We start from the raw sequence: 9,596 nt of genomic DNA, 5'->3' as shown, positions 1-9,596 counted from the left end.
CCCTCTCCCGACTTAGCTCGCGGGCCACCCTCTCCCGCAGAGGGGCGAGGGAGAAGCGCTGCGGATCACGCCTTCTTCTCGGGCAGGTTCAGGCGGATGTGCAGCTCGCGCAGCTGCTTGGGCGTCGCCTCGGAGGGGGCGCTCATCATCAGGTCCTCGGCGCGCTGGTTCATCGGGAACAGCACGACCTCGCGGATGTTCGGCTCCTCGCACAGCAGCATGACGATGCGGTCGACACCCGGCGCGATGCCGCCGTGGGGCGGGGCCCCGAGGCGGAGCGCATTCAGCATGCCGCCGAACTTGGCTTCCAGCACGTCCTTGCCGTAGCCGGCGATGGCGAAGGCCTTCTCCATCACGTCGGGGCGGTGGTTCCGGATCGCACCCGAGGACAGCTCGATGCCGTTGCAGACGATGTCGTACTGGAACGCCTTGATATCCAAGATTTTTTTTGTGATTTCACTGTCAGGGCCGGTGGCCCGCTCGGCTTCGGTCGCAGCAACGTCGAGTCGCAAAAAATCGTCGCGGTCGAAATTGGGCATCGAGAACGGGTTGTGGGAGAAGTCGATCCGCTTCTCCTCCTCGCTCCACTCGTACATCGGGAAGTCGGTGATCCAGCAGAAGGCGAACTGATCTTTATCGCTCAGGTTCAGATCGTCCGCGATCCTGATGCGGGCCTTGCCGGCGAGCCCGGCCGCCTTGGCCTCGGTGCCGGCGGCGAAGAACACCGCGTCGCCGGCCTTGGCGCCGGTCTTCTCGGCGATGCGGGCCTGCACGGCTGCTGGAATGAACTTGGCGATCGGCCCCTTGCCGCTCAGCTGTCCGCCCTCGTCCTCGAACACGATGTAGCCGAGGCCGGGCGCGCCTTCCGAGCGGGCCCACTCGTTGAGCTTGTCGAAGAACGAACGGGGCTGGGAGGCCGCCCCCGTGGCGGGGATGGCGCGGACGACGCCGCCGCCCTTGATGACGCCCTTGAACGCCTTGAACTCCACCGCGTCGTCGGCGAATTCGTCCGTCACGTCGGCGATGAGCAGGGGGTTGCGCAGGTCCGGCTTGTCGACGCCGTACTTGAGCATGGCGTCGGCGTAGGTGATCCGGGGAAACACCTTGGTGACGCGCTTCTCTCCGGCGAACTCCTCGAACACGCCCCGCAGGACCGGTTCCACGGCCTGGAACACGTCCTCCTGGGTGACGAAGCTCATCTCGATGTCGAGCTGATAGAACTCGCCCGGCGAGCGGTCGGCGCGGGCGTCCTCGTCGCGAAAGCACGGGGCGATCTGGAAGTAGCGGTCGAAGCCCGCGATCATCGTCAGCTGCTTGAACTGCTGCGGGGCCTGGGGCAGCGCGTAGAACTTCCCCGGATGCACGCGGGACGGCACGAGGTAGTCGCGGGCGCCCTCGGGCGAAGACGCGGTGAGGATCGGCGTCTGAAACTCGAAGAAACCGCCGTCGCGCATCCGGCGGCGCAGGGCGTCGATGATGGCGCCGCGCTTCATGATGTTGGCGTGCAGCTTCTCCCGGCGCAGGTCGAGGAAGCGGTACTTGAGGCGCGTCTCCTCCGGGTATTCCTGGTCGCCGAAGACCGGGAGCGGCAACTCGGCTGCGGGGCCGAGCACCTCGATCTCGTCGATGTAGACCTCCACGTCGCCGGTGGGCAGTTCCCCGTTCTCGGTGCCGGCGGGCCGCGTCCGCACCCGCCCGTCGAGGCGGATCACCCATTCGGAGCGCACGGAATCGGCCGCCGCGAACGCCTTCGAATCCGAATCCACCACGCATTGCGTCAGGCCGTAATGGTCGCGCAGGTCGATGAACAGCACGCCGCCGTGGTCGCGGATGCGGTGGCACCAGCCGGACAGGCGGACGGTCTGCCCGACGTCGGACGGGCGGAGCGCCCCGCAGGTGTGGGAACGGTAACGGTGCATGGCGGACTTCTTCGGATGGGAGGGCGGCACCATTCACGCGAGGCCCGCCAAGTCAAGCATCGGCGATCCGGGAGCGTGGCCGGGCTGGAGCCCCGCAGGCGGACCGAATGGAAGGCCGAAACATGGGGAGCGGGCGCGGGCCGGCTCCCCATCGGGAGAAAGCTTGCGTATAGCCTGTGTCATGGACCTGATCAGCACGACGGCGGCCCTGCGCGACGCCTGCGACCGCCTCGCCGCGCAGTCCTTCGTGACCGTCGACACGGAGTTCATGCGCGAGACCACCTACTATCCCAAGCTCTGCCTGATCCAGATGGCGGGCCCGGACGGCACCGGCGTGCTGGTCGACCCTCTGGCCAAGGACATCGACCTCCAGCCCTTCGTCGACCTGATGGCGGACGAGGGCGTGGTCAAGGTGTTCCACTCCGCCCGCCAGGACCTGGAGATCGTCTGGCTGATGGGCGGGCTGCTGCCGCAGCCGTTCTTCGACACGCAGGTCGCCGCGATGGTCTGCGGCTACGGGGATTCCGTCTCCTACGAGCAGCTCGTCAACGACGTGGCCAAGGCCAAGATCGACAAGTCCTCCCGCTTCACCGACTGGTCGCGCCGGCCCCTCTCTGACGCGCAGCTGTCCTACGCCCTCTCGGACGTGACCCACCTCGTCACCGTCTACGAGACCCTGGTGTCCGAGCTGCTGAGCACCGACCGTGGCGCCTGGCTCGACGAGGAGATGAGCGTCCTCACCTCCCCCGACACCTACAAGGCGGACCCCGCCCAGGCCTGGCGGCGCCTGTCGGGCCGGATGCGCAAGCCCCGCGAGATCGCCGTGCTGATGGAGGTCGCCGCCTGGCGCGAGCGCGAGGCCCAGACCCGGAACGTGCCGCGCGGGCGCATCCTCAAGGACGAGGCGGTGATCGACGTGGCCTCCAGCGCGCCGCGCAGCGTCGAGGCGCTGGGGCGCCTGCGCAGCATCCCGGCGGGCTTCGAGCGCTCGCGCACGGGCACGGAGATCCTGGAGGCGGTCGAGCGTGGCTTTGCCCGCGACACGGCCGACGTGCCGCGGCTGGAGCGCGGCCGCACCCGCGGCGGCGGCAACGGCGCCCTGGTCGAACTCCTCAAGGTGCTGCTGAAGGCCGTGTGTGAGGCGGAGCGGGTCGCGCCCAAGATCATCGCCACGGTGGACGACCTCGAGGCCCTGGCCGACGACGACGAAGCCGACGTGCCCGTGCTCCAGGGCTGGCGCCGGGCCCTGTTCGGCGAGAAGGCGCTCGCCCTCAAGCACGGGCGCCTGGCCCTCTCGGCCGAAGGCGGCCGCATCGTGGTGCGCAGCCTGGAATGACCGCCTCTCGCCGAGGCGGATGCGGATCGAGCGGTAAGGCACGCCCTTTGTAGCGCGGGACGGGTGACTCTCCGGCGGACCGGGATTAAACGGCAATGCGATTGCCTAAAATACCCAGTCCCTCCCGCGTCGCGTGCGATGTCCGAACCGAACGAAGTCCTGACGACGCTGACCGGCCGCGGCCTCGTATTGGCAGAGGGTTGCGAGAGCGTCCGGGTCCGCTACCGCTTCGTCGTGGAGCGGCGCGAGGGAAGCCTGATCGCCCACGGGACCCTGCGGGGAAGCCATGCGGGCCTGCGCGCGATCTGGCTGGAGCCGGACGCGCAGCTCCGGCTGAAGGCCGGCCAGCGTATCGAGATCTCCGTCACCGATCTGGTCGGCGAAGTCGCCGAGTTCGAGAGCACGGCCCCCGTATCCGCCACCCTCGCGTGAGGGGCCGCGGGAGGCCGATTCGGGCACCCGGACCGGTTTCCGTCCCTCCTCGAACGGCCCGACGGGGTCAGACTGCGGCGTGGGCGCGCAGATCCGGGACGAATGCGCAATGCCCAAGCCCGAAGGGCGCCCGTCCGCGCAAGCACGGCTATTTTGCGGCGCATCGCGCGCGACCGGTGTCAGGCACCGTGGTCCGTCGCCCGATTTCGAACAACGCCCGCTCCGGACGCATGACTATCGCGGGGTCGAAGCCTAAAGCTGCAAGAACCGCATGGTCGAGGCAGGAATATTCGACCGTGCACGGCTTTCCTGTCGCACCTATTGTGCGATGCACAAAACACTTTTGCACAGCAAGGCAACGGCCCAGCTTGCTCCGGACCGACCAAGACTTGGGCACAATCCGATCAGGCACCCCGGAAGCGAGTTGACGGCGCTCAGATTTCTCTTAGAGTTCATTCAAGCTTCGGTTTCGAGGGGGCCGCTCAAGGGATAGCGGTTCCTGGCTCAGCGATCTTTTCGGACGCTGAAACCTCGCCCGCTACCGAAGCGTATCGATCCCTGTCGCAAACAGCAGGTCAAGCCAAAGGTCGCGAGAGAACTCGCGCCAACGGTCCTAAGACTTGTCGGAGGAATCCATGAGAGCGGTCCACCTTCTCGCACTCGGCGCAGGACTGGCGGCATCAGCCCCGGCCATCGCCAACGACGACCTGATGAAGCACCTCGCCAACCCGGCGGAGCAGGTTCTTCAGACGGTCGACTACGCCAACACGCGTTATTCGAAGCTCGACCAGATCAACGCCAGCAACGTCAAGAGCCTCCAGGTCGCCTGGACCTTCTCGACCGGCGTTCTGCGCGGCCACGAGGGCTCGCCCCTCGTGATCGGCAACATGATGTACGTCCACACCCCCTTCCCGAACATCGTCTACGCCCTTGACCTCGACCACGACGCCAAGATCGTGTGGAAGTACGAGCCCAAGCAGGATCCGAGCGTCATCCCGGTGATGTGCTGTGACACGGTCAACCGTGGCCTCGCCTACACCGAGGGTGCCATCATCCTGCACCAGGCCGACACGACGGTGGTGTCGCTCGACGCCAAGACCGGCAAGGTCAACTGGTCGGTCGTGAACGGCGACCCGAAGAAGGGCGAGACCAACACCGCGACCGTCCTGCCGGTGAAGGACAAGATCATCGTCGGCATCTCCGGCGGCGAGTTCGGCGTGCAGTGCCACGTCACCGCCTACGACACCAAGACCGGCAAGAAGGTGTGGCGCGGCTACTCCATGGGTCCGGACGAGCAGACCCTGATCGACCCCGAGAAGACCACCCACCTCGGCAAGCCGGTCGGCAAGGACTCCTCCACCTCGACCTGGGAAGGCGATCAGTGGAAGACCGGCGGCGGTTGCACCTGGGGCTGGTTCTCCTACGATCCCAAGCTCGATCTGGTCTATTACGGCTCGGGCAACCCCTCGACCTGGAACCCCAAGCAGCGTCCGGGCGACAACCGCTGGTCCATGACGGTCTGGGCGCGTAACCCGGATAGCGGCAAGGCCAAGTGGGTCTACCAGATGACCCCGCACGACGAGTGGGACTACGACGGCATCAACGAGATGATCCTCACGGATCAGAAGGTCGACGGCAAGGAGCAGCCGCTCCTGACGCACTTCGACCGCAACGGCTTCGGTTACACCCTGAACCGCGAGACCGGCGCCCTCCTCGTCGCCGAGAAGTTCGATCCGGTGGTGAACTGGGCCACCAAGGTCGACATGGACAAGGGCTCCAAGACCTACGGCCGTCCGCTGGTCGTGTCGAAGTACTCGACCGAGCAGAACGGTGAGGACACCAACTCCAAGGGCATCTGCCCGGCCGCGTTGGGCACCAAGGACCAGCAGCCCGCCGCCTACTCGCCGAAGACCGGCCTGTTCTACGTGCCGACCAACCACGTCTGCATGGATTACGAGCCCTTCAAGGTGACCTACACCCCGGGCCAGCCCTACGTCGGCGCCACGCTGGCGATGTACCCGGCCCCCAACAGCCACGGCGGCATGGGTAACTTCATCGCCTGGGACGGCACGACAGGTAAGATCAAGTGGTCGCTGCCCGAGCAGTTCTCGGTGTGGTCGGGCGCTCTGGCCACCGCCGGCGACGTGGTCTTCTACGGCACGCTGGAAGGCTACCTGAAGGCCGTCGATTCCAAGTCGGGTAAGGAACTCTACAAGTTCAAGACCCCCTCGGGCATCATCGGCAACGTGATGACCTACCAGCACAAGGGCAAGCAGTTCATCGGCATCCTGTCGGGTGTCGGTGGCTGGGCCGGCATCGGCCTCGCGGCCGGCCTGACCGACCCGAACGCCGGCCTCGGCGCGGTGGGTGGTTATGCCGCCCTCTCGAACTACACCAACCTCGGCGGTCAGCTCACCGTCTTCGCGCTGCCGAACTAATCGGTCGCAGAGCTTGGTCTGAAATGAATGCCGGCGCGGGCTTCCGCGCCGGCATTCTTACGATTAGGATAATATGAAACAAGATAGCGGTCCTGCCAGCCGGCGCTCTGCCGGCGTGCCGCTTCAGGGAGAGAGAGACGTTGCAGTACCTCAGCAAAACCGTATCGCGGCCGCTCCTGGCTGCCCTCGCCCTAGCAACCGTTGGAGTGGTTGCCGTACATGCTGAGGATGCCAAGCCCGCCGACGCCGCCCTCGCCAACTCGCTCAACACCGACGACAAGTCGGCGGAAGTCGACGACAAGCTCTTGAAGAAGAACGCGGCTACGAAGGTCGAGGACGGCAAGTACCTCGATGCCGATGGTCATCCGACCTTCCACGTGACCGACAAGGGCAAGAAGTTCGACTGGTATACGTACTCCGGATACCGTCGCTACCACGCCGAGTGCCACGTCTGCCACGGTCCGGACGGCATGGGCTCGACCTACGCGCCCGCCCTCAAGGATTCCCTGAAGCACCTCTCCTACGAGGAGTTCATCGGCATCCTGGCCGGCGGCAAGCAGGACGTGAGTTCGTCCGACCAGAAGGTCATGCCGGCCTTCGGCGACAACAAGAATGTCATGTGCTACGCGGACGACCTCTACGTCTACCTCAAGGCGCGCGCCACCGGCGCGATGGGCCGCGTGCGGCCCGGCGACAAGGAAGACAAGCCCGAGGCGGCCAAGAAGTCCGAGAAGGAGTGCATGGGCGGCTGATGACGCCCATGCACCGGCGCATCGCCGCCGCCCTCGCGCTCCTGCTGATTCCGGCAGGGGCGCGGGACGCGCGCGCCCAGCACCTGCCCGACCTCGTCACCACGGACGTGCTGCGCGTCTGCGGCGATCCGGGAAACATGCCGTTCTCCCAGCGCAAGGAAGACGGGTTCGAGAATAAGATCGCGACCATCGTCGCGGACGAACTCAAGGTGAAGGTGCGCTATTACTGGCTGACGCAGGGGCCGGGTTTCGTCCGCAACACCCTCGGCACCGGTCTGTGCGACATCATCATGGGCTCGGCGCTCGGCACCGACCTCGTCCAGAACACCAACCCTTATTACCGTTCCGCCTACACCCTGGTGACGCGCCGCGGCGAGTTCACGGGCGTGGCGACACTCTCCGACCCGAAGCTCAAGGGTAAGCGGATCGGCGTGATCGCGGGCACGCCGCCGGTCAACCGGATGGGCGAACTCGGACTGATCTCGGGCATGAAGGCGTACGCGCCCTATCAGCTCGACCCGGCGCGCAAGAACCAGACGGTCGGGGCCGAGATCGTGGCCGACCTCGCGGCCAAGGACCTCGACGCCGCGATCCTCTGGGGGCCCGCCGCCGGATGGCTGGCCAGGCAGAGCGGCACCGCCATGGACGTGGTCCCCCTGCTCGGGGAGCCGGACCGGCCGCCGCTGACCTACCGCATCTCCATGGGCGTGCGGATCGGCGAGAACGACTGGAAGCGGGCCCTCAACACCATCCTACGCAAGCGCAAGGACGACATCGAGAAGGTCCTGCGGGACTACGACGTGCCCCTCCTCGACGAGGAGGAGAACAAGCTTCTGGACGCGTCCAAACCCTGAGGAAAGGGGCCGCGTAGATCGCCGGCCTCCTTCCATGGCGACCGGCTCAGGCCGGTTCGATGCCGCTGCGGTCGAGCTTCGCCAGGGCCTCGGACACGGTCTCCCCGCCCACGACGAGGTCGGGTGCGATCTCGGCCAACGGCACGAGGACGAAGGCCCGTTCCCGGACGTAGCGGTGCGGCAGGACGAGGCGCTCGTCCGAGACCTCGGCCCCGGCATAGGACAGCACGTCGATGTCGATGACGCGGGGCCCCCAGCGGCGCTCGCGTATGCGGCCCAGGGCCTGCTCCACGCCGAGGCAGGCGTCGAGCAGGGCGTGCGGGCTCAGGGTCGTCTCGATCCCGAGGGCCGCGTTGAGGAACCAATCCTGGTCGGTGTCGCCCCAGGGGGGCGTGCGGTAGTCGGACGAGCGCGCGACCACCCGGATTCCGGGTGTGGCGGCCAAGCCCTCGACGGCGGCGCGCAGCATCGCCGCCTTGTCGCCGACGTTGCTGCCCAATCCGAGATAGGCCCGGCTCACGCCGCCACCCGCCTGCGGGTGATCTCGACGGCGACCCCGTCGAGGATGGCAGGGACCGGGGCGCCGGGCTTGTCGATCCGCACGCCGATCGCCGACAATCGTGCGAACCGGGCGAGGGCCGCACCCGCGATCGCCTCCGCAAGCGCCTCGATCAGGGCGAAGCGACGTTGCGTGGCGATCTCGACCGCCAGGGCGGTGAGGTCGGCGTAGCTCACGGTCTCGCCCACGTCGTCCGTACGCCCGGCCGGTCCGAGATCGAGGCTGCAATCGAGGGAGACGTAGAAGCGCTGGCCGAGCACCGCCTCCTCGGGCAGCACGCCGTGACGGGCGAAGACCGCGATGCGGCTCACCAGGATGCGGTCGCTCATCGGCGGCCCCTCATCACGGCGTCGACCACGCGCATCGCGTCGACGTGGGCGGCCACGTCGTGCACCCGCACGATGTCGGCGCCGAGGGTCGCGGCCAGGGTGTGGCTCGCCAGCGACCCGTAGAGCCGGTCGGCCGGCCGGGTCTCGCGGTCGTGCAGGCGCCCGAGCAGGGATTTGCGCGAGACGCCGACGAGGAGGGGGAAGCCCAGGGCCCGGATCTCCGGCAGGCGCCGCAGGGCGTCCAGGTGCTGCTCCCAGGACTTGCCGAATCCGATACCGGGATCGAGCACGATGTCGCCGTCCGGGATGCCGGCCTTGCGGGCGATCCCGAGGGAGCGCTCGAAGAAGCGCAGCATGTCGGCCACGATGTCGAGGCCGGGGTCGATCGTCTCGCGGTTGTGCATCACGATCACCGGCGCGCCGTGGTCGGCGGCCACATGGGCGATGTCGGGCTCGCGCTGAAGGCCCCAGACGTCGTTGACGATGCGGGCGCCGGCCGCCAGCGCCGCCTCGGCGGTGGAGGCCTTGTAGGTGTCGATCGAGACCGGCGCGCCGACGCGCGGGGCGATCGCCCGGATCACCGGCACGACGCGGGCCTGCTCCTCCTCGGCCGGGACCGGCGTATGGCCCGGCCGGGTCGACTCGCCGCCGACGTCCACGATCGCCGCCCCCTCGGCCACGAGGCGGTCGGCCTGCGCGCAGGCCTCGGCCTCGCCGACGAAGAGGCCGCCGTCCGAGAAGGAATCGGGCGTCACGTTGAGGATGCCCATCACCAGCACCCGCCGCCGGAGATCGGGCAGCAGGCCGGCAAGGGCTGGGGAGGCTTGGATCAAGGTGGCTCGGCCGGTTGGATGGGCGGGCTCAGCCGGCCCGCGGAGCGTTCGATGTGGCCGAATTCGTCGGGCGGTGCAACGGCGCCGAGCGGACACACAGAAGGCCGCCCCGCCGGCGCGGAGCGGCCCCCGGCGTCGCCGACC

9 protein-coding genes are annotated in these 9,596 nt (G+C 67.7%); 5 read left to right on the top strand and 4 right to left on the bottom strand.

The features are described 5' to 3' along the window. Window positions 1-65 precede the first annotated feature (65 nt). Window positions 66-1,919, bottom strand: a complete 1,854-nt coding sequence (aspS, locus tag COGEMETH_RS12320; RefSeq protein WP_238182864.1) for an aspartate--tRNA ligase — start codon at window positions 1,917-1,919, stop codon at window positions 66-68. A 181-nt stretch (window positions 1,920-2,100) separates the two neighbouring features. Here aspS and rnd point away from each other — a divergent pair, with 181 nt between their 5' ends. The 5 genes from rnd (at window position 2,101) to xoxJ (ending at window position 7,731) form a co-directional block, all read left to right on the top strand. Continuing rightward, window positions 2,101-3,255: a ribonuclease D gene (gene rnd, locus COGEMETH_RS12315; protein ID WP_238182870.1), complete on the top strand. Its 1,155-nt coding sequence runs from the start codon at window positions 2,101-2,103 to the stop codon at window positions 3,253-3,255. Between the two features lie 138 nt (window positions 3,256-3,393). Further along, window positions 3,394-3,687 (top strand): hypothetical protein, encoded by a 294-nt coding sequence (locus COGEMETH_RS12310; protein WP_238182863.1) that lies wholly within the window; start codon window positions 3,394-3,396, stop codon window positions 3,685-3,687. 635 nt (window positions 3,688-4,322) lie between these two features. Continuing rightward, window positions 4,323-6,125 carry a lanthanide-dependent methanol dehydrogenase XoxF5 gene (gene xoxF5, locus COGEMETH_RS12305; protein WP_238182861.1) on the top strand — a complete coding sequence of 601 codons (1,803 nt, stop codon included), beginning with the start codon at window positions 4,323-4,325 and terminating at the stop codon, window positions 6,123-6,125. A 140-nt stretch (window positions 6,126-6,265) separates the two neighbouring features. Beyond that, window positions 6,266-6,877: a c-type cytochrome, methanol metabolism-related gene (locus COGEMETH_RS12300; protein WP_283214984.1), complete on the top strand. Its 612-nt coding sequence runs from the start codon at window positions 6,266-6,268 to the stop codon at window positions 6,875-6,877. Then, window positions 6,877-7,731 (top strand): rare earth element methanol dehydrogenase accessory protein XoxJ, encoded by an 855-nt coding sequence (gene xoxJ / locus COGEMETH_RS12295; RefSeq protein ID WP_238182860.1) that lies wholly within the window; start codon window positions 6,877-6,879, stop codon window positions 7,729-7,731. The genes COGEMETH_RS12300 and xoxJ overlap by 1 nt, the downstream gene beginning before the upstream one ends. A 46-nt stretch (window positions 7,732-7,777) precedes the next feature. Here xoxJ and folK read toward each other — a convergent pair whose 3' ends face one another. From folK to folP, 3 genes are read right to left on the bottom strand one after another with little or no spacing between them, the layout of a single operon-like run. Then, window positions 7,778-8,251 carry a 2-amino-4-hydroxy-6-hydroxymethyldihydropteridine diphosphokinase gene (gene folK, locus COGEMETH_RS12290; protein ID WP_238182858.1) on the bottom strand — a complete coding sequence of 158 codons (474 nt, stop codon included), beginning with the start codon at window positions 8,249-8,251 and terminating at the stop codon, window positions 7,778-7,780. After that, entirely contained in the window at window positions 8,248-8,619 is a 372-nt protein-coding gene (gene folB / locus COGEMETH_RS12285; RefSeq protein ID WP_238182857.1) for a dihydroneopterin aldolase, read from the bottom strand. The genes folK and folB overlap by 4 nt, the downstream gene beginning before the upstream one ends. After that, window positions 8,616-9,389 carry a dihydropteroate synthase gene (gene folP / locus COGEMETH_RS12280; protein ID WP_238182865.1) on the bottom strand — a complete coding sequence of 258 codons (774 nt, stop codon included), beginning with the start codon at window positions 9,387-9,389 and terminating at the stop codon, window positions 8,616-8,618. The genes folB and folP overlap by 4 nt, the downstream gene beginning before the upstream one ends. Between the last annotated feature and the right edge of the window lie 207 nt (window positions 9,390-9,596).

It is taken from the genome of Methylobacterium trifolii (genome assembly GCF_022179685.1).
Classification (GTDB): domain Bacteria; phylum Pseudomonadota; class Alphaproteobacteria; order Rhizobiales; family Beijerinckiaceae; genus Methylobacterium; species Methylobacterium trifolii.
Note: the sequence above shows the minus strand (reverse complement) of the source record. Positions and strands in the feature narration are given on the sequence as shown.